The organism is Bradyrhizobium sp. LeoA1Lang (assembly GCF_055413685.1).
Map to the genome: position 1 here is coordinate 1 of NZ_JBVAPG010000044.1, position 23,610 is coordinate 23,610.

Below are 23,610 nucleotides of genomic sequence, written 5' to 3' on the forward strand. Positions count from 1 at the left end.
TATGCTTCGACGTATCCATTCCAATGCGGATAATCTGCGTCACGGACGGCTCCCTCGTTTGAGATTTCGACAACCTCATTCTGGCACAACTGATGCCGTAGGGGGCCGTCCACCCCATCAACCACCGCTGCTGGGGCATAGGCGGAGCTCGGGCCACAGTCAGCCATAACAACAAAGGCCTGTGGTTATGGGTCCCGGCGTTCGCCGGGACGACAAATCAGCCGATCGCGATACCGCCGCCGATGGTGCGGTTGAGCACCTGCGTGGTTTTTTCGATCCGCTCGGCTGCGGCGTTGAGTGCGTTCGAGATTGCGACTTGCGTAGCGCGGGCGCGATCGACCGCGGCGGCTCCGGAGTTGCGTAAGGATTCGACTTCCTCTTCCAGGCTGCGGATGCGTGCGCCAGCGTCGACCAGTTCGTCGCAGGCGGTGAGCGCCGCCATCACCGTCAAACGGGCGTCGCCAATCTCGCCGAACTTGCCGCGCAGCGATTCGATGCGCGTTTCCAGGTTCTCCGCGAGCTTCAAGAGACGAACCTCCTGCCCCTCTTCGCACGCCATCCGGTATTGCCGGCCGTTGATGGTGACGTTGATGTGACTCATCGCGTCTTCTCCTCGCCATCAAGCACGGCGCGGATGGTGCCGATCGCCGTATCCAGCTTCTCGGCGATCTCGCGATTGGTGCGCTCGAGCTTGCGCGTCTTCACCAATGAGTTATCGAGCTCGTCCGCAAGCCGCGAGCGATCAGCACCGAGCGCCTGGATCCGGCTCGCCAGTTCGTTCTCGTCGCGGTCAGCCTCGCGCCGCCGCTCAACGGCGCTTTCCAGAGCATCGAGCGCCGCCATCAGCCGTCGTGTGGCGGCGTCGACGTCGGCGATAGCGGGCTCAACACTGGCAGCCGCGTTGGTGGAACGATCGCTCATACGAGACAAGGTACATCCTCGATGGCGTGGCCGTCCGCGAATCCTTGCGGTTCGGCAAGCGCTTAGGCGATGAAATTTACGTGGTGAGCGAGGCCGGCGCAACGCCGCCGGTAAACTATGCACCGATAGATGGAGCCTCCCCGGGCCCCGCACCTGTCGGTTTACCCAAGGGTCCTTTCTCCCTTCCGCTCGGGAAACCGGCGGCTCGCGCGGGTTCAGGCCCCGGTCGGCCGGACACACCGGAGGCAACTTTGCGGCCGAAAGCGCGTTTCCTTGCCTTGGACTTCCCTTGGACTTCCGGAATTGAGGTGCTATCCAGCCCTTCTCCGTGCCTACCACCCGCATATGGCGGCCCTCCGGGCGGCGCGCATGCAAGCCAAGCCTCTCATTTCAGACGGATTTTCATCATGACGCAGGTCGATCACACCCGTATGGCCAACGCCATTCGTGGGCTCGCAATGGATGCGGTCGAGAAGGCGAAATCCGGCCATCCCGGGCTGCCGATGGGTGCGGCCGACGTCGCGACCGTCCTGTTTACACAGTTCCTGAAATTCGATGCGGCCGACCCCGCCTGGCCGGATCGTGACCGCTTCGTGCTTTCGGCCGGCCACGGCTCGATGCTGCTCTATTCGCTGTTGTACCTCACCGGCAGCAACAAGGACATGACGCTCGACCAGCTCAAGCACTTCCGTCAATTGGGCTCGCTGACGCCAGGACATCCTGAGAACTTCCACACCAAGGGCATCGAGACCACCACCGGCCCGCTCGGCCAGGGCATCTCGACCGCGGTCGGCATGGCGGTGGCGGAGAAGATGCTGGCCGCCGAGTTCGGCAAGAAGATCGTCAACCACCACACCTACGTGCTCGCCTCCGACGGCGACCTGATGGAAGGCGTGTCGCAGGAAGCGATCGCGCTCGCCGGCCACTGGCGGCTCAACAAAATGATCGTGCTCTATGACGACAACGGCATCTCGATCGATGGCCCGACGTCGCTTGCCGACTCCGTCGACCAGGTGAAGCGATTCAAGTCGGCGGGCTGGGCCGCTGAGCTCATCAACGGCCAGGACCAGAAAGCGATCGCGGATGCAATCACGCGCGCGCAGAAATCGAGCAAGCCAACGCTGATCGCCTGCAAGACCACGATCGGCTACGGCGCGCCGACCAAGGCGGGCACCAACAAGGTCCATGGCGAGGCGCTCGGCGCTGACGAGCTGAAAGGTGCCAAGGAAAAGCTCGGCATCTCGCTCGAACCGTTCTCGGTGCCAGATGACGTGCTGAAGGCCTGGCGTGACGCCGGCGCGCGCGGCGCCGCGGAGCGCCAGGAATGGGAAGCGCGCTTCGCCGAGCTCGGCAGCCGCAAGCGCGCCGAATTCGAGCGCCGGCTGCGGCACGAGCGGCCGGCTTCACTGGCAAAGGCGCTGAAGGGGCACAAGAAGGCGCTGCTCGAAAACCCACTCAACGTTGCGACCCGCAAATCATCGGAGGCCGCGATCGAGGTGATCGCCGCCGCGATGCCGATGGAGTTTCTGGCCGGCTCGGCCGACCTCACCGGCTCCAACAACAACAAGGCGAAATCGGCGACCAACTTCTCCGCCAAGACCCCGAAGGGCCGCTTCATCCACTACGGCATCCGCGAGCACGGCATGGCCGCGGCGATGAACGGCATCTTCCTGCACGGCGGCTTTGCGCCGAACGGCGCCACCTTCCTGGTGTTCACCGACTATGCGCGGCCGGCGATGCGACTCGCGGCGTTGATGGGTACCGGCGTCGTCTATGTCATGACGCACGACTCGATCGGGCTCGGCGAAGACGGCCCGACGCACCAGCCGGTCGAACATCTTTCCGCGCTGCGCGCCATTCCCAATATGCGCGTGTTCCGCCCCTGCGATGCCGTCGAAGTTGCAGAATGCTGGGAGCTCGCGCTGAACCGGATCGACGGCCCGACAGTGCTGGCGCTGACGCGACAGAACCTGCCGCAGCTTCGAACCACCACGCCCGCCGATAATCCGTGCAGCCATGGTGCCTATGAGCTGGTCGCGGCCCAAGGTGACGCAAAAGTGTCATTCTTCGCGTCCGGTTCCGAGGTCGAGATCGCCGTCGACGCGCAAAAACAGCTTGCGGAACGCGGCATCCCATCGCGGGTGGTGTCGGTGCCCTCGCTCGAATTGTTGCTGGCGCAGCCGGAAGATCGGAAAAAGGCCATCATCGGCAACGCGCCGGTCAAGATCGCGATCGAGGCAGCCGTGCGCTGGGGCTGGGATGCCGTGATCGGGCAGGACGGCGAATTCATTGGCATGCACGGTTTCGGCGCCAGCGCGCCTGCCAAGGACCTTTTCAAGCATTTCGGAATTACCGCCGAGGCCGCCGTTAACGCTGCCCTGAAGCGCGTTGGCTAGCGGTTGAGCTTATCCGCAAAAAGGACTAGGTAATCCCTCATATAGTCCGCTCTCGTCCGGCCGAACCGGGCGATCCGCCGTAACACCTCCGCTGGGCGCGCGCCAGCGGGGATGGCATCAGCTATTAGAGGAGAGAAACAGCATGGCAATCCGGGTCGCGATCAACGGGTTCGGCCGCATCGGCCGCAATGTGCTTCGAGCCATCGCCGAGTCCGGCCGCAAGGATATCGAAGTGGTGGGCATCAACGATCTCGGCCCGGTCGAGACCAACGCCCATCTGCTCCGTTTCGACTCCGTGCACGGCCGCTTCCCTGGCACTGTCACCGTCGATGGCGATACGATCAGCGTCGGCGGCAGCAAGATCAAGGTGTCGGCTGAGTGCGATCCGTCCAAGCTGCCCTGGAAAGAACTCGGCGTCGACGTCGCGCTGGAATGCACCGGTATCTTCACGGCGAAGGACAAGGCGTCCGCGCATCTCACGGCCGGCGCCAAGCGCGTGCTGGTCTCCGCGCCTGCCGACGGCGCCGATGCCACCATCGTTTACGGCGTCAACCATGACACGCTGACCAAGGATCACCTGGTCATCTCCAACGGCTCCTGCACCACCAACTGCCTCGCGCCGGTGGCGAAGGTGCTGAACGACACCGTCGGCATCGAGACCGGCTTCATGACCACGATCCATGCCTATACCGGCGATCAGCCGACGCTGGACACGCTGCACAAGGATCTCTACCGCGGCCGCGCGGCGGCGATGTCGATGATCCCGACCTCGACCGGTGCGGCCAAGGCGATCGGCCTGGTGCTGCCCGAACTGAAGGGCAAGCTCGACGGCGTCGCGATCCGCGTGCCGACCCCGAATGTTTCGGTGGTGGATCTGAAGATCGTCGCCAAGCGCGCGACCGACGCCAAGGAAATCAACGAGGCGATGAAGCGTGCCTCGGAGCAGCAGCTCAAGGGCATCCTGGGCTACACCACCGCGCCCAACGTCTCGATCGACTTCAACCACGATCCGCATTCGTCGACCTTCCACATGGACCAGACCAAGGTGCTGAACGGCACGCTGGTGCGCGTGATGTCGTGGTACGACAACGAGTGGGGCTTCTCCAACCGCATGGCCGACACCGCCGTCGCGATCGGGAAGCTGCTGTAAAGACAGCACAGTGACGCTTCCTGCCTGGATCGGACTTCCCGGCGCGATATTGCTTCTCGCTTTTATCGCGTACGGGATCCGGCAGGGCACGAAGGTCACGACCAAGCAGGAGGGCGATCCGCCGACGCATAGTGGCGGTGACTTTCATCCCTGACGTATCCGCGTGGTGATTTCTCGCATGAAAAACTTCCGCACCCTCGACGACGTCGACGTGAAGGGCAAGCGTGTGCTGCTCCGCGTCGATCTCAACGTGCCCATGGAAAATGGCCGCGTCACCGATACCACGCGCCTCGACCGTGTCGCGCCGACGATCACCGAGCTTTCCGACAAGGGCGGCAAGGTCATCCTGCTCGCGCATTTCGGCCGTCCCAAGGGGCGCGACCTCAAGGAATCGCTGAAGCCGGTTGCTGAAGCGCTGTCAAAGGTGATCAAGAAGCCGGTTGCCTTCGCCGACGACTGCATCGGCGAGCCCGCGGCAAAGGCCGTATCAGAGCTGAAGGACGGCGAGATCCTTTGTCTGGAGAATACACGTTTCCACAAGGAAGAAGAGAAGAACGATCCGGCCTTCGTCGTGGAATTGGCAAAGCTCGGCGACGTCTGGGTCAATGACGCGTTCTCGGCGGCGCACCGCGCCCATGCCTCCACCGAAGGCCTCGGCCACAAGCTGCCGGCCTATGCCGGACGCACCATGCAGGCCGAGCTCGACGCGCTCGGCAAGGCGCTGGAAGCGCCGACCAAGCCGGTCATTGCGATCATCGGCGGCGCCAAGGTTTCCACCAAGATCGACCTCCTCGAAAATCTCGTGACCAAGGTCGATGCGCTGGTGATCGGCGGCGGCATGGCCAACACCTTCCTGCACGCGCAGGGCGTCGGCATCGGCAAGTCGCTGGCGGAGAAGGATCTCGCCGCGACGGCGCTGCGCATCCTGGACAAGGCCGCGGCCGCCAATTGCGCGATCATCCTTCCCGTCGACGCCGTCGTCGCCTTCCACTTCGCGGCCAATTCGCCGTCGCATGCCTATGGCCTGGACGCGATCCCGACCGAGGGCATGATCCTCGACGTCGGCCCGCAATCGATCGCCCGCATCCATGCCGCGATCGACGATGCGGCGACGCTGGTGTGGAACGGCCCGCTCGGCGCCTTCGAGCTGACGCCGTTCGATCGCGGCACCATGGTGGCAGCCAAGCACGCGGCCGAGCGCACCAAGGCCAAGAAGCTGATTTCGGTCGCAGGCGGCGGCGATACCGTCGCGGCGCTGAACCAGGCCGGCGTGGCACACGATTTCACCTATGTCTCGACCGCCGGCGGCGCGTTTCTTGAATGGATGGAAGGCAAGCCGCTGCCGGGCGTCGAAGTCTTGAAGATCCGCTAATTTTATCGGAGCCGGCGCGTACGCGCTGTAAATACAGGGAGAATCCGGATGGCTCGCATTACCTTGCGGCAACTGCTCGACCATGCGGCTGAGCACGATTACGGGGTGCCGGCCTTCAACATCAACAATATGGAGCAGGCGCTGGCGATCATGGAGGCGGCCTCGAGCGTTGACGCACCCGTCATCATCCAGGCCTCCCGCGGCGCCCGTGCCTATGCCAATGACGTGATGCTGAAGCACATGATGGACGCCCTCACCGAGATCTACCCGCAGATCCCGGTCTGCGTGCATCTCGACCACGGCAACGAGCCCGCCACCTGCATGACCGCGATCCAGGCCGGCTTCACCTCTGTCATGATGGACGGCTCGCTGAAAGCCGACGGCAAGACGCCCGGCGACTGGGATTACAATGTCGGCGTGACCAGGACGGTCACGAACATGGCCCATCTCGGCGGCATTTCGGTTGAAGGCGAACTCGGCGTGCTCGGCTCGCTCGAGACCGGCATGGGCGACAAGGAAGACGGCCACGGCGCCGAAGGCAAGCTCTCCCACGACCAGCTCCTCACCAATCCGGACGAGGCCGTGAAGTTCGTGAAGGAGACCAAGGTCGACGCGCTCGCGATCGCGATGGGCACCTCGCACGGCGCCTACAAGTTCACCCGCAAGCCGGACGGCGACATCCTCGCCATGAAGGTGATCGAGGAGATCCACCGCAAGCTGCCGAACACGCATCTGGTGATGCACGGCTCCTCCTCCGTGCCGCAGGACCTGCAGGACATCATCAACGAGTTTGGCGGCAAGATGAAGCCGACCTGGGGCGTGCCTGTCTCCGAGATCCAGCGCGGCATCAAGAACGGCGTGCGCAAGATCAACATCGACACCGACAACCGCATGGCGATGACCGGGCAGATCCGCAAGGTGTTCAAGGAACACCCGGAAGAGTTCGACCCGCGCAAATATTTGAAGCCCGCGATGGAAGCGATGACCAAGCTGTGCAAGCAGCGGCTGCAGGAGTTCAATACCGCCGGCCAGGCCAGCAAGATCAAGAAGGTGCTGACCACGGCGGAAATGGCCAAACGCTACGCCAAGGGCGAGCTCGATCCGAAGGTGGCGTGAAGCCGCCGCTGCCGTAGCCCGGGTGAAGCGAAAGCGTAACCCGGGGCCGCTTGCAACGCGGACACAGACGTCCCGGGTTACGCGTTCCGCTCCACCCGGGCTACAAGCTCTCCGCCCTCCCCTCGGACCTGGGAGGCGGAGGGTAGTTCGATTTGTAATCGCTGTTCGATTTTAATGTTAATCCTGCTCCAGAATGCGCGACCGCCCGCCGCGGCGAACGTTTTCTAGGCAATTGCCCGATAACCGCCTATTTTGGTTTGCAAGGGCATGAAACCATCTGGAGGACGTTCCATGAATCTCGCTGACCTCAACAAGATCGCGCTTGCCATGGTCACATCAGGCAAGGGCATTTTGGCCGCCGACGAATCCTCAGGGACCATCAAGAAGCGCTTCGACGCAATCGGGGTGGAATCGACCGAGGAGAACCGTCGCGACTACCGCGAGATGCTGTTTCGCTCGACGGAGGCGATGAGCAAATATATCTCCGGCGTCATCCTCTATGACGAGACGATCTGGCAGAACGCGAAGGACGGCACGCCGCTGGTCAAGCTGATCGAGCAGGCCGGCAGCATTCCCGGCATCAAGGTGGACGAGGGCACACAGGCCTTGCCCGCCTGCCCCGGCGAACTCGTGACCGTCGGCCTCGACAAGCTCGCCGAGCGGCTGAAGAAATATTACGAGCGCGGCGCGCGCTTTGCGAAATGGCGCGCGGTGATCGACATCGGCAGCGGCACTGACGGCCGGAGTATTCCGACCACCACCGCGATCCATGTCAATGCGCATGCGCTGGCGCGCTACGCCGCGCTGTGCCAGGCGGCGCAGATCGTGCCGATCGTCGAACCGGAAGTGCTGATGGACGGCGGCCACGACATCGACCGCTGCTATGAGGTGACGCAGCAGGTGCTCAACACCGTATTCCGCGAACTGTTCGTGCAGCGCGTCGAACTCGAAGGCATGGTGCTGAAGCCGAACATGGTGGTATCCGGCAAGAAGAGCCCGAAGCAGGCATCGGTTCAGGAAGTTGCGGAAAAGACCATTCGCCTTCTGAAGGCCTGCGTGCCCGCGGCTGTACCGGGCATCGCCTTCCTCTCCGGCGGCCAGAGCGATGAAGAGGCGACCGCGCATCTTGACGCGATGAACCGGATCGGCGGCCTACCCTGGAAGCTCACCTTCTCCTACGGCCGCGCGCTGCAGGCGGCGCCGCAAAAGGCGTGGTCCGGCAAGGCCGAGAATGTCGCGGCCGGCCAGCGCGCCTTCACCCACCGCGCGCGCATGAACGCGCTCGCGAGCAAGGGCGAGTGGGAGACTGGCCTGGAAAAGAAGGTGGCATAATTGGCCGCAAAGCCCGTTCCGCCGCGCCCGGCGCCGCGCCTCTATCTCGCGGCGCCGGTGGTGGAAGATCCCTCTGAACTCATCGCAAGCCTGCCCGCTCTGCTCGCCGCGGCCGATGTCGCGGCGGTGCTGGTGCGGCTGCGCGAGACCGACCAGCGCACGATGATCTCGCGCGTGAAAGCGCTGGTGCCGGTGATCCAGAGCGCCGGCGCCGCGCTCCTGATCGACGGCCATGTCGAGCTGGTCGCACGCGCCGGCGCCGACGGCGCGCATCTCACCGGCCTTGTCGCGCTGGAGGAGGCGCTGCCGTCGCTGAAGCCGGACCGCATCGCCGGCGTCGGCGGATTGCCGACGCGCCACGAGTCCATGGCCGCCGGCGAGCTCGGCGCCGACTACGTGCTGTTCGGCGAGCCCGATGCGCACGGACAGCGGCCCTCGACGCAGGCGATCGCCGAGCGGCTCAACTGGTGGGACGAGTTGTTCGAGCCGCCCTGCGTCGGCTACGCCACCTCGCGCGAAGAAGCTTTCGAATTTGCATCCGCCGGCGCAGACTTCGTCCTGGTCGGCGACTTCATCTTCGCCGACCAGCGCGGCGCCGGCGCGGCGCTCGCGGAGGTCAGCGCGACCATCCGGGAAGCGCATGCGAGCGCATTTGGGACGGCAAGGGCAGGACTGACCCCGGAATGAGCCTGCTGCGTCCGATAGCCGTGGTGCTCGGCTGCGCCGTGCTGACGACGGGCGCGGCCGCGCAGATTTCGCTGACGCCGCCCGCGGCGCAGGCGCCGGCCAGCAAGCCGGCTCCGAAGAAGGAACAGCCGAAGCCTGCGCCGAAGCCGAAGGCAGCGGCGGAAAGGAAGCAGGCCGCGCCAAAGCCGGCGCCTTCACCGACGCCATCGCCGAGCCCGACGCACCCGTTCGACGATCCCAATGTCGATCTCGTCTATGGCGCCTATCAGCGTGGCCTCTACAAGACCGCCTTCGACCTCGCCACCAACCGCGCAAACTACGCCCGCGACCCCAGGGCGATGACGATGCTGGGCGAGCTCTATGCCAACGGGCTCGGCGTCAAGCGAGATTACGGCAAGGCGATCGAATGGTATCAGCGCGCGTCCGATGGGGGCGACCGCGAGGCGATGTTCGCGCTCGCGATGATGCGGCTTGCGGGCCGCGGCGCCCCCGTGAACAAGGACGAGGCGGTCAAGCTGCTGGCGTCCTCAGCCAAGCTCGGCAATCCCAAAGCGGCCTATAATCTGGCGCTGCTCTATCTCGACGGCCAGACGCTGCCGCAGGACCTCAAGCGCTGTGCCGAATTGTTGCGGATGGCGGCCGACGCCGGCAGCCCCGAAGCGCAATATGCGCTCGCGACCTTCTACAAGGAGGGCACCGGCGTGCCCAAGGATCTCGAGAAATCGGTGCGGCTGTTGCAGGCCGCCTCGCTCGCCGACAATGTCGATGCCGAGGTCGAATATGCGATCGCGCTCTACAACGGCTCTGGCACGCCGCGGAACGAGCCGGCGGCCGTGGCGCTATTGCGCAAGGCGGCCCGGCAGAACTCGCCGATCGCGCAAAACCGCCTCGCCCGCCTGCTCGCCACCGGCCAGGGCGTCCCGCAGGACAAAGTCGAGGCGTTGAAATGGCACACCGTCGCCAAGACCGCCGGCAAGGGCGATCCGGAACTGGACGAGATACTGCTGGACATGAGCCCGCAGGACCGCGCCAAGGGCGAGGAGGCCGCGCGCAAATGGCTCGGCACCGGCAAATGACGCCTTGACGGCGCCATTCCGAGAGGGCACGCAGTCGGAAATCTCCGACGGCGCTTGGGCCGTTTTCCCACCGACAAGCCCTCCATCATGCTCTATTCCGCCCTCATCAACGTCATGGTCAAGGCCGCGCGCCGCGCCGGCCGCAGCCTCAAGCGCGATCTCGGCGAGATCGAGCACCTGCAGGTGTCGCTGAAGGGGCCGGCGAACTTCGTCTCGCTGGCCGACAAGCGCGCCGAGGAGATGCTCTACACCGACCTCGCCAAGGCCCGCCCGGGCTACGGCTTCATCGGCGAGGAAGGCGGCACCCGCGAGGGCACCGACAAGAGCCATAGCTGGATCGTCGATCCGCTCGACGGCACCACCAACTTCCTGCACGGCATCCCGCAATTCGCGATCTCGATCGGGCTGGCGCGCGAGGGCACGGTGATTGCGGGGGTGATCTACAACCCCGCCAATGACGAGCTCTTTATCGCCGAGCGCGGCAAGGGCGCCTTCCTCAACGACCAGCGCCTGCGCGTCGCCGGCCGCCGAAGGCTCGACGAATGCGTGGTCGCCTGCGGCTTGCCCCATATCGGCCGCGGCGACCATGGACTGGCGCTGAAAGAGATGGCCGTGCTGCAGAACAAGGTCGCCGGCTTCCGCCGCTTCGGCGCCGCCTCGCTCGACCTCGCCTTCGTCGCCGCCGGCCGCCTCGACGGCTATTGGGAACGCAACCTGCAGCCCTGGGATATCGCGGCCGGGCAGATCATGGTGCGCGAAGCCGGCGGCACCGTGAGCGGGATCGAGGGCAATGACGATCCGTTGCAAACCGGACACGTGGTCTGCGGTAACGAATTCGTGCACGGCGAACTGGTGAAGATTTTGAAGCCGCTGGGATAGTTGCTTCTTTGCAACCAAATCGTCATGGCCGGGCTTGACCCGGCAATCCATCATCAAAATGACTCTTTGCGAAGATGATGGATGGCCGGGTCAAGCCGGGCCATGACACGTCAGTGCGTCGGCCGCGCCGGTGCCGGCGGCGCGTGCGGCTCCGGCACCGGGGCCTGCTTCGGCTCGCGGTCGCCTGCCAGCACGCGTTGGACGCTGACGAAGAACACCGGGACCATCAACAGCGCCAGGATCACGACCGCGATCATGCCGCCCATAACGACGGTGCCGAGCGCCTGCTGGCTGGCACCACCGGCACCGGAGGCGATCGCCATCGGGAACACGCCGAACACGAAGGCGAGGCCGGTCATCAGGATCGGGCGGAAACGCAGCGAACAGGCTTCGACGGTCGCCTCGATCAGCGGCTTGCCATGGGCCCGCAGATCCTTCGCGAATTCGATGATCAGGATGGCATCCTTGGCGGCGAGGCCGATGATGGTGATCAGGCCGACGGTGAAATAGACGTCGTTGGCCAGCCCGCGCATGCTCGCGGCGATCACCGCGCCGGTGACGCCGAGCGGTATGGTCAGGAGCACCGCGATCGGAATCGTCCAGCTCTCATACAGCGCGGCGAGCAGGAGGAACACCACCAGCACCGACAAGGCCAGCAGGAACGGCGCCTGCGAGCCCGACAGCTTCTCCTGCAGCGACTGTCCGGTCCATTCATAGCCGAAACCGCGCGGCAATCTGCTCGCGAGCCGCTCCATCTCGTTCAGGGCATCGCCCGAAGTATAGCCGGGGCGCGCCTCGCCGGAGATGCGCACGGCGGGATAATAATTGAAACCCGCGATCTGGGTCGGTCCCTTCTGCCATTCGATCGTGGCGAACGACGAGAACGGCACGAGCTGCCCGCGGTTGTTCTTGACGTTGTAGTTGAGGATGTCATCCGCATTCATGCGGGTGAACTTGTCCGCCTGCACCACGACGCGCTGCATGCGGCCGCGGTTCGGGAAATCGTTGATGTAGTTCGAGCCGAGATTGGTCGAAATCGTGGCGTTGATGTCCTCGAAGGTGACGCCGAAGGCGCCGGCCTTTTCGCGGTCGATCACCAGATTGACCTGCGGCGCCGGCGGCAGGCCTTCGATATAGACCTTCTGCAGCACGGGGCTGGCATTGGCTTCCGCGATCAGGCGGTCGGCGGCGGCCATGAGCTGGGCGTAACCCTTCTGGCCACGGTCCTGCAGGCGGAACGAGAAGCCTGAGGAGTTGCCGAGGTTGTCGATCGGCGGCGGCTGCAGCGCCGAGATCTTGGCGTCGCGGATCGATGAAAGGTCGCGGTTGATGTCGGCGACGATCGCGGCCGCCGAATCTTTCGGCCCGCGCTCCGACCAGTCCTTCAGCGTGATGAAGGCCTGCGCGGTGTTGAAGCCCTGGCCGAGGAAGCTGAAGCCGGTGAGGAACGTGACGTTCTCGATGGCCGAGCGCGCCAGGAGATATTTCTCGACCTTCTCGATCGCGGCCTCGGTGCGGGCGAAGGAGGAATCCGACGGCGTCTGCACGTCGGTGGTGATGAAGCCCTGGTCGTCGACCGGCAGGAAGCCGCCGGGCAGTCGCACGAAGCCCCAGCCCAACCCGACCAGAAGCGCCACATAGATCAGCATCAGCCGCCCGGTACGCTTCAGCGTCCCGCGAACCGTGCGGGTATAGCCGTCGCGGGTGACATCGAGTGTGCGGTTGAACCAGCCGAACACGCCCTTGCGGGAATGGCCATGGCCTGCGGTCACCGGCTTGAGCAATGTCGCGCACAGCGCCGGCGTCAGCGACAGGGCCAGCAGCGCCGAGAACGCGATGGCGGCGACCATGGTGACCGAGAACTGGCGATAGATGATGCCGACCGATCCCGGGAAGAACGCCATCGGGATGAACACGGCAACCAGCACCAGCGTGATGCCGATGATGGCGCCGGTGATCTGCGACATCGCCTTGCGGGTCGCCTCCTTTGGCGGCAAGCCTTCCTCGGCCATGATGCGCTCGACGTTCTCGACCACGACGATGGCGTCGTCCACGAGGATGCCGACCGCGAGCACCATGCCGAACATGGTCAGCATGTTGATGGAATAGCCGAGCATCATCAGCGTGGCGCAGGCCCCAAGCAGCGCGACCGGCACGACGATGGTCGGAATGATGGTGTAGCGGATGTTCTGCAGGAACAGGAACATCACGACGAAGACCAGCACCACGGCTTCGACCAGCGTCGTCAGCACCTTCTCGATCGCGGCCTCGACCACGGGCGTGATGTTGTAGGGGATCTCGTAGGAGATGTTGGCCGGGAAGAAGCGTGACAGCTCCTTCATCTTGGCTTCCACCGCGCTTGCGGTCGCCAGCGCGTTGCCGCTCGGCGACAGCAGGACCGAGAGGCCCGCCGTCGGCTTGCCGTTGAGGCGTGTCTGGAACTGGTAGCTGAGGCCGCCGATCTCCAGCCGCGCGACGTCGCGCAGGCGCACGGTCGAACCATCAGGATTAGCGCGCAGGATGATGGCGCCGAACTCGTCCGGCGAGGAGAGCTGGCCCTTCACCAGAACCAGCGCTGAAACCCGTTGCGAGTCCGTCGCCGGCTCGGCACCGATGCTGCCCGAGGCGACCTGCGCGTTCTGCGCTGATATCGCCTTGTTGACGTCATCGGCGGTCAAGCCATAACCGACCAGCTTTGCGGGATCGAGCCAGATGCGCAAGGAGCGCTCGGTCGAATAGAGCGTGGCGCGGCCGACGCCGGGAATGCGGCGGATTTCGCCGAGCACGTTGCGGATCATGAAATCGCCGAGACCGATTTCATCAAGGCTGCCGTCGGTCGAATTCAGCGTGATGATCTGCAGCACCGCGCTGGAGGCTTCCTCGACCAGGATGCCCTGCTGGATCACGGCGCGCGGCAGGCGCGCCTCGATGCGCTTGAGGCGGTTCTGTACCTCGACGGAGGCCTGGCTGGTTTCGGTGCCCGGGACGAAATTGGCGATGATCTCGACCTGGCCGAGCGAGTCGCTGGTGGATTCGAAATTCAGGATGCCGGAGGCGCCGTTCAGCTCCTCCTCGATCAGCCGGGTGACGCTGTTATAGAGATTTTCCGGTGAGGCGCCGGGATAGCTGGTCGAGATCGAGATCGAGGGCGGCGCGATGATCGGATATTGCGCGATCGCCAGCAGCGGAATCGAGATCGCGCCGATCAGGCAGATGAAGAGCGCGACGACCCAGGCGAAGATCGGCCTGTCGATGAAAAAGCTCGCCATCTCGGATCACCGCAGCGCTTGCGCGGCTTTATTTTCCCCCGGTACAGCGGTCGAAGCATCCGCCGCCTCGGTGAACGCCTGCGGTCGGACCTTGTCGCCTGCCGCGAATTTCTGGAAGCCCTCGACCACGACGCGGTCGCCGGACTTCAGACCTTCGGTCACGAACACCTGCCCGTTCTGCAGCGAGCCGGTACGGACGGGCTGAACCGCGACGCGACCGTCGTCCTTGACCACGAACACCTCGCTGCCGCCACCGCCATTGCGCTGAATCGCCTGCTGCGGCACCGCGATCGAGTCAGAGTCGATGCCCTGCTCGATCAGCACGCGCACATACATGCCCGGCAGCAGCTCTCGCCTTGGATTGGGGAACTCGCCACGCAGGGTCACCTGCCCGGTATAGGCGTCGACCTTGGCGTCCGAGAACAACAGCTTGCCGGGAATCGGATAGATCGTGCCATCGTCCTGCAACAGGCGCACCTTCATCGCGTCAGGCGCGATGCGGTCAAGTTCGCCGGTCTCGAATGCGCGGCGTAGCTGGTTGAGCTCGGTGACCGACTGGGTGAAGTCGGCATAGATCGGGTCGATCTGCTGGATGGTCGCAAGCGAGGTGGAGTCGTTCTGCACCACCAGCGCGCCTTCGCTGACCAGGGCGGCGCCGACGATGCCGTCGATGGGAGCACGGATGGTGGCGTAATCCAGATTGAGTTTGGCGCGCGCGAGATCGGCCTCGCGGGCCGCGACATCCGCTTCGGCCTGGCGCTGCGCGGCAATCGCCTTCTCGTTCTCGGCCTCGGGCATGGCCTTCTGGTTGTAGAGGGTCGTAACGCGATGCGCGTGCTGGACCGCCTGATCGAGCACGGCCTTGGCGCGTGCGAGCGCAGCCTGATTGGACTGCACCTCGACCTCGAATGGCCGCGGATCGATGCGATACAGGGGATCGCCGGCCTTCACCTCGGTGCCCTGGTGGAACAAGCGCTCGACGACGATGCCGGAAACGCGCGGGCGGACTTCGGCGACGCGCGTGGGCGCAACACGGCCGGGCAGCTCGCGCACCACCGCGCGCGACTGCGGCTTGGCGACGACGACGCTGACCTCGGGTTCGGGCGCCGCCTCCGACGCAGCGGTCGCGGCAGTCGGCTCATCACAGCCGGCTAGCAGTGGCGCCGTGGCGGCCAGCATCAGGAGAATGCATGCCGTTCGTGCGCGTAGTCCGGACATTGAAAGCGTCGCCCCGAGTTTGAATTGTTGAACACAAATGACACCGCGGCGTCGCTGCCGACTCCGCCTGTCACGCCGTTCAGGATAAGGTCGAGGTGCTGCGACGCAATACATCGCTGCGGCGGCTCAATGTCACACACGTATAATATATTGAATTGGCATGTTTTTCTCCGATTCACCGGATTGTGAAACCGGTTCCATCGGAGCTTGTGGGGGTAACGTACTACGCCTTCCTCGACACAGCGTGGCTACCGCCGATCTGCTGCTATCTCCGAATCAAGCGGGCGCGCTGTAACGGAGAATCCCTGCCGACATTTTCCGGTTGCTCGGTCGTCTCTCGTTATCCGGCATCGACATCGGTTCGCCCGCTTCGACAATGGCGGGCGAATGCGCGATCCGGAAATGCGGGCGCGTGCGGCTACGACCGATGTCGGCCAATTCGCAACAGGCGGAACAGCTTCGAGCGAGACGATTTCGGTGGATGACACGACCGCCGTCGCTGTCCTGTTCCGCTTCCGCCCCGAAATACCCGGTTTCCGATCTTTTTTCCCGCGGCCGCTGTGCCATATTGGCTGCCCAACGCGGCTTTTCGCAACGGACATGCCGGCAATGCCCTCCTCTCCCCGCTCCGACATGGAGACCGAACTCAGCAAATTGTCCTCTCCACGGATCTTCCTGGTGCGGATGCTGGTATTTCTCGTGCTGTGCGCGCTGATCGGCATCGTCCTCTACAAGCAGATCGTCGTCGCCTTCTTCGCTAATCCGGGGCTGAATGCGCTGATCGGCGCGGTGCTTTTGATCGGCATCATCCTGTCGTTCCGCCAGGTGATCCGGCTCTATCCAGAGGTGCGATGGGTCAACAATTTCCGGATCGCCGATCCCGGGCTCGCGATCGACCGGCGGCCGACCTTGCTGGCGCCGATGGCGGCGATCCTCGGCGGCGAGCGCAGCGGGCGGATGTCGATCAGCCAGCAGACGATGCGGCACCTGCTCGATTCCATCGCGACTCGCCTCGACGAGGCGCGCGACATCTCGCGCTACATGACGGGCCTGTTGGTGTTCCTCGGCCTGCTCGGCACCTTCTGGGGCCTGATCGAAACCGTCGGCTCGGTCGGCAAGGTGATCGATGGGCTGAAAGTCGGCGGCGACGCCGGCGCGCTGTTCGACACGCTGAAAGAAGGCCTGGCCGCGCCGCTCGGCGGCATGGGCATCTCGTTCTCGTCCTCGCTGTTCGGCCTCGCCGGTTCCCTGATCCTCGGCTTCCTCGACCTGCAATCCAGCCAGGCGCAGAACCGCTTCTATACCGACCTTGAGGACTGGCTTGCGACCACGGTGCGGGAATATGCCGGTGACGGCGTCGTGGCCGCCGCGGGTGGTGGCGGCAACCTGCAGCACGCGATCGAGCGGCTGCGTGTCGCGGTGGAGGAAGGCGGGGGAAGCCGCGGCACCACCGCGGCGATGGCCAATCTCGCCGAAGCGATCCAGGGATTGGTTGCGCATATGCGTACCGAGCAACAGATGATCCGGGAATGGGCCGACGGCCAAGGCGAGCAGAACCGCGAGATCAAGCGCCTGCTCGAACGCCTCGCCCGCCAGCCGGAGAAGAGTTAGAGCATGATCCGGAAAAGTGGAAACCGGTTTTCCGAAAAGATCATGCTCAAACAAAGAGATGAGATCATGATCCGATTTCGTCAAATCGGATCATAATCTAGAGAGACGGTGCCGATCTTGAAAGCCGACGGAAACCCGCGGCGGCCGTCCAAACACCAACGCTAGTAGAGAGTCAAAATGGCCCTTGCCCGTGCCCGCCGCGGTGAATCCGGCTTCAACTACTGGCCGGGCTTCGTGGACGCGCTGTCGACGCTGGTGCTGTCGATCGTATTCCTGCTCTCGGTGTTCCTGGTGGTGCAGTTCTTCCTGTCGCAGGAAGTCTCCGGCAAGGACAAGGCGCTGGAGCAGCTCAACGCCAAGATCGCCCAGCTCAACGACATGCTGTCGCTGGAAAAGCTCGGCAAGCTCAGCCTCGGCGAACAGATAGCGCAGCTCCGCGCCGGGCTTGTCACGGCCGAAGGCGAGCGCGACCGCATCAAGGGACTCTATGAGGGCCTGGCCAATGCCGGCAGCGACGCGCAGGGCCGCGCTACCGAGCTCACCAAGGCGCTCGATTCCGAGAAGCAGGTCTCCTCGCGGGCGCTGGCGCAGATCGAGGTGCTGAACCAGCAGATCAGCGCATTGCGCCGTCAGCTTGCCGCGCTCGAGGAAGCGCTCGACGCTTCCGAGAAACGCGACAAGGAATCGCAGGGACGCATCGCCGATCTCGGCCAGCGATTGAACGTGGCGCTGGCGCAGCGGGTGCAGGAACTGTCGAGATACCGCTCGGAGTTCTTCGGCCGCCTGCGCGCCATCCTGGGCAACCGGCCGGACATCCGCATCGTCGGCGACCGCTTCGTGTTCCAATCCGAAGTCTTCTTCGATACCGGACAGGCCACGCTGTTGCCTGAAGGCCGCGCCGAGCTCGACAAGCTCGCGGCTGCCCTGATCGACCTCGACAAGCAGATCCCAAGCGAGATCGCCTGGGTGCTGCGGGTCGACGGCCACACCGACGTGCGGCCGATCAACAGCCCGGTGTTCAAGTCGAACTGGGATCTCTCCGCCGCACGCGCGATCTCGGTGGTGCAATATCTGATCTCGCTCGGGGTGCCCGCACAGCGGCTCGTCGCCGCCGGCTTTGGCGAATTCCAGCCGCTCGACACCGCGCAGACGGAAGACGCCTACAAGCGCAACCGCCGCATCGAATTGAAGCTGACGGAACGGTAGTGACGAGCGGGTTCAAGCTTCGCCCCTATCGCGCCGAGGACGAGGACGCCGCGATCGAGCTTTGGCGGCAAACCTGGCAGCAGGCCTATCCGTCGATCGATTTTGATGCCCGCGTGGCGTGGTGGCGCGAGCGCTGGCGCAGCGAGCTGGTGCCGAAGGCAACCATCATCGTCGCGGAAGAGGCGGATGCGCTGGTCGGCTTCGTGACCATCGATGCAAGCGGCTATCTCGACCAGCTCGTGGTCGATCCCGCGCATTGGGGCTCGAAGCTGGCAAGCGCGCTGGTAGATGAAGCCAAGCGCCTTTCGCCCGATGGCGTGACGCTGCTGGTGAACAAGGACAACGCGCGGGCCATCCGTTTTTATGAACGAAACGGCTTTGTGCATGCCGGCGAGGACGTCAACCCGACGTCAGGACGTCCGGTGTTGAGAATGGCGTGGAGGTCGTAGCGGCAATTATTCTCCACGCACTCCAGCGTCATGCCCCGGCTTGACCGGGGCATCCAGTACGCCGCAGTTTCTCCGTATCCCACGTCCGTCTCTGGAATACTGGATCGCCCGCCTACGCGGGCGATGACGGCGGAGTTTGTGGCGCGGAACGCGAACTCAAACGCCCTCGAACTGTAACCTTGCCAGCCTTGCATAGAGCCCGTTGGCGGCGACCAGCTCGGCGTGGGTGCCCTGCTCGACGATCTTGCCGTGCTCCATCACCAGGATGCGGTCGCAGGAGAGCACGGTCGCGAGCCGGTGCGCGATGACCAGCGTGGTGCGGTGGCGCATCAATTCTTCCAGCGCGGTCTGCACCAAGGTCTCGCTTTCGGCGTCGAGCGCGGAGGTGGCTTCATCGAGCAGCAAGAGCGGCGCGTCGCGCAGGATGGCGCGTGCGATCGCGATGCGCTGACGCTGTCCGCCCGACAGCGTCACGCCGCGTTCGCCGAGCTGGGCCTCGAAGCCGCCGGGCAGCCGGCGCAGGAATTCGGTGGCGTGCGCCAGATCGGCGGCGTGCTCGACTTCGGCATCTGACGCATCGGGCCGGCCGAAACGGATGTTCTCGCGCGCCGACGTCGCGAACACAACGGTATCCTGCGGCACCAGCGCCATGCGCGAGCGCAGCGCGCTTGGATCCGCCTGCCGCACCGGCACGCCGTCGAACGAGATCGTGCCCGAGATGGGATCGTAAAAGCGCAGCAACAGATGGAACAGCGTGCTCTTGCCTGCGCCGGAGGGACCGACGATCGCGACCTTCTCGCCGGAGCGCACCGAGAACGAGACGCCGTCGACGGTCTTCACGGACCGCCGCGTCGGATAGGCAAAGCTGATGTTGTCGAACGCAACATCGCCGCGGGCGGGCTGCGGCAGCGCGAGCGGCGCGGCCGGCGCCGTGATCTCCGGCTTGACGCGCAGGATCTCGAACAGCCGCTCGGCAGCACCGGAAGCTGCGGAGATTTCGCCCCAGACTTCGCTGAGCTGGCCGAGGGCGCTGGCAGCAAAGGCGCTGTAGAGGATAAACTGGCCCAGACGTCCCGGCGTCATCGCGCCCGCGAGCACGTCGTGCGAACCGACCCAGAGGATCAGCACCACGCTCGAGAACACGATGAAGATGATGATCAAGGTGAGCACGGCCCGCGCGCGGGTGGAGCTGCGCGCGGCGTCATAGGCCTGCTCGACCTCGCCGCCGAAGCGCAAGGCGGCGAGCCGCTCGCTGGTGAAGGCCTGCACGGTCCTGATGGCGCCGACCAGCTCGGAAGCATAGGCGCTGGCCTCCGCGAGCGTGTCCTGCGCATTGCGCGACAATCGGCGCACCCAGCGCCCGAACGCGACCAGCGGGATCACGATGATCGGGATCGCCAAGAGCACGAAGCCGGAAAGCTTCGCGCTGGTGACCACCATCATCGCGGCGGCGCCGAGGAACAGCATCATGTTGCGGAGCGCGATCGACACGGAGGCGCCGACCGCTGATTTGATCTGGGTAGTATCGGCGGTCAGGCGCGACACCAATTCGCCACTGCGCGCTGAATCGAAGAAGGAAGGCGACAGCGAGATCAGATGCGCGAACACGTCGCGGCGGAGATCGGCGACGATGCGCTCGCCGATCGTCATGACCAGATAGTAACGCGAGGCGCTGGCGCAGGCGAGCACCGCCACCACCGCGATCATCACGCTGAAATAGCTGTTGATCATGGCGATGCCTTCGGCCGTGAAGCCGAAGTCGATCATGCGCCGGATCGCGACCGGCACGACCAGCGTCGTGATCGCCGCAACCGTCAGAGAGATAAAGGCGAGGATGGCCCGTCCACGGTAGCGCGCTACATAGGGCGCGAGCGCCAGCAGCGGCTTCAGCCTGGCGCGGCTCTTCCCTTCCGTCTCGGTCAAGGTGGATTCGACCAGCTCTTCGCCTTCGAGCAGCGCATCGCGCCGCGGCGGCATCGGGCTGGGCGGGTGGTCAAACTGTTCGGCTGCGCTCATCGGGACAAGGACCAGTTTTTATGTTTTCCAGATAGGCCCCGCGGAAGCGGCTGGCAAATCCGGAAGAGTCCTAATCCGGTAACCCCCGGTGGCTTGTTTTGGGGGTCTCCTTAGGCTATAGAACCGCCCAAATCCCGTATCTTTGGACCACTTGCGACGGGCGCCGGCGCGCCGAAGGAACTGCCATGAAAGCCGATATTCACCCGAATTATCATACGATTACGGTCGTGATGACCGACGGCACCGAGTACCAGACCCGCTCCACCTGGGGCAAGGAAGGCGACAAGCTGCAGCTCGATATCGATCCCAGGTCGCACCCGGCCTGGACCGGCGGCTCGCAGCAGCTCCTCGACCGCGGCGGCCGCGTGTCGCGGTTCCAGAAGAAGTTTTCCGGCTTTTTGAAAAAGGACTGAGCGCGCAAAGGCTCGCTCTTTCCTGTTATCGTCCGACAAACGCCCCTGCCAAGTCAGGGGCGTTTCTGTTTTCACGCGTCATTCCGAGCGAAGCGAAGCAATCCATCTCTCCGCTCGCTGCGGCATGGATTGCTTCGTCGCTTCGCTCCTCGCAATGACGGGGGTCGACGGAAAACGGCCGTTACCGCTCGAACGCGGCCTTCAGGCGGTTGAGCTGCGGCACCAGCGGGTTGCCGATCGCGGCGCGATCAGCCTGCGGCGCATGGATCGTGCTGTCGAGCCGGCGCACGCGCGCCTGGAGGTTCATCGAGCGGGAAATCAGGTCCTGCAATTGTTGCGGCAGTTTCTCGATCAGTTCCGCCGAGCCCGGATCGGCCGCGGAGAGCTTCACCTTGGTCTTCTCCCGATTGGCCTGGGTCAGCGTCATCTCGCCTTCCTTCACCGCGCGATGGAGCAGCAGCCAGGAGGCAAGCTGCATCAAACGGGTGGTCAGGCGCATGCTTTCGGTCGCATAGGTCAGGCTGACGGACCGTTCCAGCGCCTTGGCCTGGCTGCGGCCGTCGCCATCGAGATAGGCGGCGGTCTCCTCGACCAGATCCATGCCCTCGCGGAACAAAGCTCCGAATGCCGCAGAATTGGTCAGCCGCTCGCTGAACAGAACAAGCGCGGAATCGCTGTACGACCGCTCCAGCATGGTTAACGCCCTCACGCCACTTTTGATTTTGAACACCACCGGCTTTGCGCCAGCTTTATGATGAACAAATCATTGCGCTTGCGGGACGAAGAGTCCAGCCGCAAGCGGAATTATGGTTTCCAGCGAAATGCTGGAAACGACAAGCCAGTGACAACGCCAAAAAAGAGCCGCCGTTTCCGGCGGCTTTGAAGTTGATAACAGGGAGGCGTCAAACAGAGTGGACAGGAGCCACTCGGTGTCCAAACGAGGACGATGCAGTCATAAACGAGAAAGCTTAATTGATCGTAAATGAGCGATTTTGTTTAAGCTTCGTTTGCCATATCGGCCATTGGCCTAGTTTGGGACAGGCCTGCAGTTTCGTAGCCCGGATGGAGCGCAGCGCAATCCGGGGACCGGTCCGAGCCGGATGCACCGATCCCGGATTACGCTGCGCTCCATCCGGGCTACCGGTGCGCGCTACGACTTGAAGAAGCTGTTGGCGGCGTCCTTCGAGGCACGCTTCTTGGTGACCGCCTCGCGCAGGCGCTCGACCTCGGCCGAGAGCATCGCCATGCGGTCGCTCAATTCCTCGACCGAGAGCAGCGACAGGTCCTGCCCGATCTCGTGCGAAATCTTCTTCCGCGGCCGCTCGTCATCTTCCATCGCCATGCGCTTCCTCCGTGTTTTGCCCTAAGCATGAAAAGCCGGTCTCCACTTTCCGGTCATGCTCTGTCACGATCCCGTTGCAGCGGTTGCCAGCGCGATGCAGGCTGGGTAATCAACGTGCCGCGTCTGGAATCCTCCCATTTCGCCAAGGAAAAACCATGGAAAAGCTGCCCGCGCAAATGACCGTCGTCGGCATCAGCAAGCCCGGCGGGCCGGAAGTATTGCTGCCGGAGACGCGCCCGGTGCCGGAGCCGGGCCAAGGCGAAATCTTGGTCAATGTGAAGGCGGCCGGCGTCAACCGGCCTGACGTGGCGCAGCGTTCCGGTTCCTATCCGCCGCCGCCCGGCGCCAGCGACCTGCCCGGCCTCGAGATATCAGGCGAAGTGGTTGCGGTCGGGCCCGGCGCGAGCAGGCACAAGGTCGGCGATACCGTGATGTCGCTGGTCGCCGGGGGCGGCTATGCGCAATATTGCATCGCGCAGGACGCGCAAGCGATGACGGTGCCGCCGTCACTGTCGATCGAGGAAGCCGGCGCACTTCCCGAAACGCTGATGACGGTGTGGCACAATGTGTTCGAGCGCGGCGCTCTGCAAAAAGGCGAGACGCTGCTGATCCATGGCGGCTCCTCCGGCATCGGCACCCTGGCGATCCAGCTTGCGAAAGCGTTTGGCGCCAAGGTGATCGTCACCGTCGGCTCGCAGGACAAGGCGGAGGCCTGCCTGAAGCTCGGCGCTGATCGCGCGATCAACTACAAGAGCGAGGATTTCGTCGCCGAGGTGAAGGCCGCAACCGATGGCGCCGGCGCCAATGTCATCCTCGACATGGTCGGCGGCGACTATATCGATCGCAACTACGACGCAGCCGCCGTCGAAGGGCGAATCGTGCAGATCGCCTTCCTGGCCGGAGCGCCGAAGGCGAGCGCCAATTTTGCAAAGCTGATGATGAAGCGCCTGCACCATACCGGCTCGACGCTCCGCCCCCGTAGTCATGCGGACAAGGCGGCGATGGTCGCCGCGATCGAGGCCAAGGTGATGCCGCTACTCCGCGAGGGGCGGGTAAAACCGCTGATGGACAGCACTTTCCCGTTGGAAAAGGCTGCCGACGCCCACCGGAGGATGGAAACCAGCGCGCATATTGGCAAAATTGTGTTGGTCGTTTAA

General features: G+C 64.3%; 20 protein-coding genes. 13 read left to right on the plus strand and 7 right to left on the minus strand.

Annotation, left to right across the window (positions count from 1 at the left end):
• Positions 1–217 precede the first annotated feature (217 nt).
• Together ACZYOF_RS16900 and ACZYOF_RS16905 are read right to left on the minus strand one after the other, a co-directional pair.
• Complete coding sequence (locus tag ACZYOF_RS16900) at positions 218–601, minus strand: cell division protein ZapA (protein WP_130579002.1); 384 nt, start codon at positions 599–601, stop codon at positions 218–220.
• Positions 598–921, minus strand: a complete 324-nt coding sequence (locus tag ACZYOF_RS16905) for a DUF4164 domain-containing protein (protein WP_130579003.1) — start codon at positions 919–921, stop codon at positions 598–600. Before ACZYOF_RS16905 ends, ACZYOF_RS16900 begins: the two co-directional genes overlap by 4 nt.
• Positions 922–1,328: 407 nt before the next feature.
• On the opposite strand from ACZYOF_RS16905, the gene tkt reads away from it, so the two are divergent.
• From tkt to ACZYOF_RS16945, 8 genes are all read left to right on the plus strand, one after another.
• Entirely contained in the window at positions 1,329–3,317 is a 1,989-nt protein-coding gene (gene tkt / locus ACZYOF_RS16910; protein WP_463716468.1) for a transketolase, read from the plus strand.
• Positions 3,318–3,459: 142 nt separating this feature from the next.
• A complete protein-coding gene (gene gap / locus ACZYOF_RS16915) occupies positions 3,460–4,467 on the plus strand; it encodes a type I glyceraldehyde-3-phosphate dehydrogenase (RefSeq protein WP_463716469.1) in 1,008 nt (335 codons plus the stop codon).
• Positions 4,468–4,645: 178 nt separating this feature from the next.
• Complete coding sequence (locus ACZYOF_RS16920) at positions 4,646–5,839, plus strand: phosphoglycerate kinase (protein WP_463716470.1); 1,194 nt, start codon at positions 4,646–4,648, stop codon at positions 5,837–5,839.
• A 48-nt stretch (positions 5,840–5,887) separates the two neighbouring features.
• Positions 5,888–6,955, plus strand: coding sequence for a class II fructose-bisphosphate aldolase (gene fba / locus ACZYOF_RS16925; RefSeq protein ID WP_282527441.1), 1,068 nt, complete (start codon positions 5,888–5,890; stop codon positions 6,953–6,955).
• A 291-nt stretch (positions 6,956–7,246) separates the two neighbouring features.
• The gene (locus tag ACZYOF_RS16930) at positions 7,247–8,287 is read left to right on the plus strand and encodes a class I fructose-bisphosphate aldolase (RefSeq protein ID WP_463716471.1); all 1,041 of its coding nucleotides are present in this window, start codon (positions 7,247–7,249) and stop codon (positions 8,285–8,287) included.
• On the plus strand, positions 8,288–8,974 hold the full coding sequence (locus ACZYOF_RS16935) for a thiamine phosphate synthase (RefSeq protein WP_463716472.1): 687 nt from the start codon (positions 8,288–8,290) through the stop codon (positions 8,972–8,974). It begins immediately after the preceding gene.
• Positions 8,971–10,050: an SEL1-like repeat protein gene (locus ACZYOF_RS16940; protein WP_463716473.1), complete on the plus strand. Its 1,080-nt coding sequence runs from the start codon at positions 8,971–8,973 to the stop codon at positions 10,048–10,050. Before ACZYOF_RS16935 ends, ACZYOF_RS16940 begins: the two co-directional genes overlap by 4 nt.
• A gap of 87 nt (positions 10,051–10,137) precedes the next feature.
• Positions 10,138–10,929: an inositol monophosphatase family protein gene (locus tag ACZYOF_RS16945; protein WP_463716488.1), complete on the plus strand. Its 792-nt coding sequence runs from the start codon at positions 10,138–10,140 to the stop codon at positions 10,927–10,929.
• A gap of 110 nt (positions 10,930–11,039) precedes the next feature.
• On the opposite strand, the gene ACZYOF_RS16950 is transcribed toward ACZYOF_RS16945, so the two are convergent.
• Both ACZYOF_RS16950 and ACZYOF_RS16955 read right to left on the minus strand, forming a co-directional pair.
• Positions 11,040–14,198, minus strand: coding sequence for a multidrug efflux RND transporter permease subunit (locus tag ACZYOF_RS16950; RefSeq protein ID WP_463716474.1), 3,159 nt, complete (start codon positions 14,196–14,198; stop codon positions 11,040–11,042).
• A 6-nt stretch (positions 14,199–14,204) separates the two neighbouring features.
• Positions 14,205–15,416: an efflux RND transporter periplasmic adaptor subunit gene (locus ACZYOF_RS16955; protein WP_463716475.1), complete on the minus strand. Its 1,212-nt coding sequence runs from the start codon at positions 15,414–15,416 to the stop codon at positions 14,205–14,207.
• A 609-nt stretch (positions 15,417–16,025) separates the two neighbouring features.
• On the opposite strand from ACZYOF_RS16955, the gene ACZYOF_RS16960 reads away from it, so the two are divergent.
• The 3 genes from ACZYOF_RS16960 to ACZYOF_RS16970 all read left to right on the plus strand — a co-directional run bounded on the left by ACZYOF_RS16960 (position 16,026) and on the right by ACZYOF_RS16970 (position 18,682).
• Positions 16,026–17,027: a flagellar motor protein MotA gene (locus ACZYOF_RS16960; RefSeq protein ID WP_130579013.1), complete on the plus strand. Its 1,002-nt coding sequence runs from the start codon at positions 16,026–16,028 to the stop codon at positions 17,025–17,027.
• A gap of 177 nt (positions 17,028–17,204) precedes the next feature.
• Positions 17,205–18,233, plus strand: a complete 1,029-nt coding sequence (locus ACZYOF_RS16965; protein ID WP_130579015.1) for a peptidoglycan -binding protein — start codon at positions 17,205–17,207, stop codon at positions 18,231–18,233.
• Positions 18,233–18,682: an N-acetyltransferase family protein gene (locus ACZYOF_RS16970; protein ID WP_463716476.1), complete on the plus strand. Its 450-nt coding sequence runs from the start codon at positions 18,233–18,235 to the stop codon at positions 18,680–18,682. The genes ACZYOF_RS16965 and ACZYOF_RS16970 overlap by 1 nt, the downstream gene beginning before the upstream one ends.
• Before the next feature lie 156 nt (positions 18,683–18,838).
• Here ACZYOF_RS16970 and ACZYOF_RS16975 read toward each other — a convergent pair whose 3' ends face one another.
• Positions 18,839–20,698 (minus strand): ABC transporter ATP-binding protein/permease, encoded by a 1,860-nt coding sequence (locus ACZYOF_RS16975; RefSeq protein ID WP_463716477.1) that lies wholly within the window; start codon positions 20,696–20,698, stop codon positions 18,839–18,841.
• 185 nt (positions 20,699–20,883) lie between these two features.
• Here ACZYOF_RS16975 and rpmE point away from each other — a divergent pair, with 185 nt between their 5' ends.
• A complete protein-coding gene (gene rpmE / locus ACZYOF_RS16980; RefSeq protein WP_027579286.1) occupies positions 20,884–21,111 on the plus strand; it encodes a 50S ribosomal protein L31 in 228 nt (75 codons plus the stop codon).
• Between the two features lie 181 nt (positions 21,112–21,292).
• Here the strand turns inward: rpmE and rcdA are convergent, their stop codons facing one another.
• Both rcdA and ACZYOF_RS16990 read right to left on the minus strand, forming a co-directional pair.
• Complete coding sequence (gene rcdA, locus ACZYOF_RS16985; RefSeq protein WP_165421126.1) at positions 21,293–21,805, minus strand: protease adaptor protein RcdA; 513 nt, start codon at positions 21,803–21,805, stop codon at positions 21,293–21,295.
• A 456-nt stretch (positions 21,806–22,261) separates the two neighbouring features.
• Complete coding sequence (locus ACZYOF_RS16990; protein WP_130579022.1) at positions 22,262–22,453, minus strand: DUF1192 domain-containing protein; 192 nt, start codon at positions 22,451–22,453, stop codon at positions 22,262–22,264.
• A gap of 155 nt (positions 22,454–22,608) precedes the next feature.
• On the opposite strand from ACZYOF_RS16990, the gene ACZYOF_RS16995 reads away from it, so the two are divergent.
• Positions 22,609–23,610: an NAD(P)H-quinone oxidoreductase gene (locus ACZYOF_RS16995; protein ID WP_463716478.1), complete on the plus strand. Its 1,002-nt coding sequence runs from the start codon at positions 22,609–22,611 to the stop codon at positions 23,608–23,610.

Excerpts from the sequence above, each read along its gene's own strand:
- ACZYOF_RS16900 (WP_130579002.1), bottom strand. The coding sequence starts at position 601 with ATGAGTCACATCAACGTCACCATCAACGGCCGGCAATACCGGATGGCG.
- ACZYOF_RS16905 (WP_130579003.1), bottom strand. The coding sequence starts at position 921 with ATGAGCGATCGTTCCACCAACGCGGCTGCCAGTGTTGAGCCCGCTATC.
- tkt (WP_463716468.1), top strand. The coding sequence starts at position 1,329 with ATGACGCAGGTCGATCACACCCGTATGGCCAACGCCATTCGTGGGCTC.
- gap (WP_463716469.1), top strand. The coding sequence starts at position 3,460 with ATGGCAATCCGGGTCGCGATCAACGGGTTCGGCCGCATCGGCCGCAAT.
- ACZYOF_RS16920 (WP_463716470.1), top strand. The coding sequence starts at position 4,646 with ATGAAAAACTTCCGCACCCTCGACGACGTCGACGTGAAGGGCAAGCGT.
- fba (WP_282527441.1), top strand. The coding sequence starts at position 5,888 with ATGGCTCGCATTACCTTGCGGCAACTGCTCGACCATGCGGCTGAGCAC.
- ACZYOF_RS16930 (WP_463716471.1), top strand. The coding sequence starts at position 7,247 with ATGAATCTCGCTGACCTCAACAAGATCGCGCTTGCCATGGTCACATCA.
- ACZYOF_RS16940 (WP_463716473.1), top strand. The coding sequence starts at position 8,971 with ATGAGCCTGCTGCGTCCGATAGCCGTGGTGCTCGGCTGCGCCGTGCTG.
- ACZYOF_RS16945 (WP_463716488.1), top strand. The coding sequence starts at position 10,138 with ATGCTCTATTCCGCCCTCATCAACGTCATGGTCAAGGCCGCGCGCCGC.
- ACZYOF_RS16950 (WP_463716474.1), bottom strand. The coding sequence starts at position 14,198 with ATGGCGAGCTTTTTCATCGACAGGCCGATCTTCGCCTGGGTCGTCGCG.
- ACZYOF_RS16955 (WP_463716475.1), bottom strand. The coding sequence starts at position 15,416 with ATGTCCGGACTACGCGCACGAACGGCATGCATTCTCCTGATGCTGGCC.
- ACZYOF_RS16960 (WP_130579013.1), top strand. The coding sequence starts at position 16,026 with ATGCCCTCCTCTCCCCGCTCCGACATGGAGACCGAACTCAGCAAATTG.
- ACZYOF_RS16965 (WP_130579015.1), top strand. The coding sequence starts at position 17,205 with ATGGCCCTTGCCCGTGCCCGCCGCGGTGAATCCGGCTTCAACTACTGG.
- ACZYOF_RS16975 (WP_463716477.1), bottom strand. The coding sequence starts at position 20,698 with ATGAGCGCAGCCGAACAGTTTGACCACCCGCCCAGCCCGATGCCGCCG.
- rpmE (WP_027579286.1), top strand. The coding sequence starts at position 20,884 with ATGAAAGCCGATATTCACCCGAATTATCATACGATTACGGTCGTGATG.
- rcdA (WP_165421126.1), bottom strand. The coding sequence starts at position 21,805 with ATGCTGGAGCGGTCGTACAGCGATTCCGCGCTTGTTCTGTTCAGCGAG.
- ACZYOF_RS16990 (WP_130579022.1), bottom strand. The coding sequence starts at position 22,453 with ATGGCGATGGAAGATGACGAGCGGCCGCGGAAGAAGATTTCGCACGAG.
- ACZYOF_RS16995 (WP_463716478.1), top strand. The coding sequence starts at position 22,609 with ATGGAAAAGCTGCCCGCGCAAATGACCGTCGTCGGCATCAGCAAGCCC.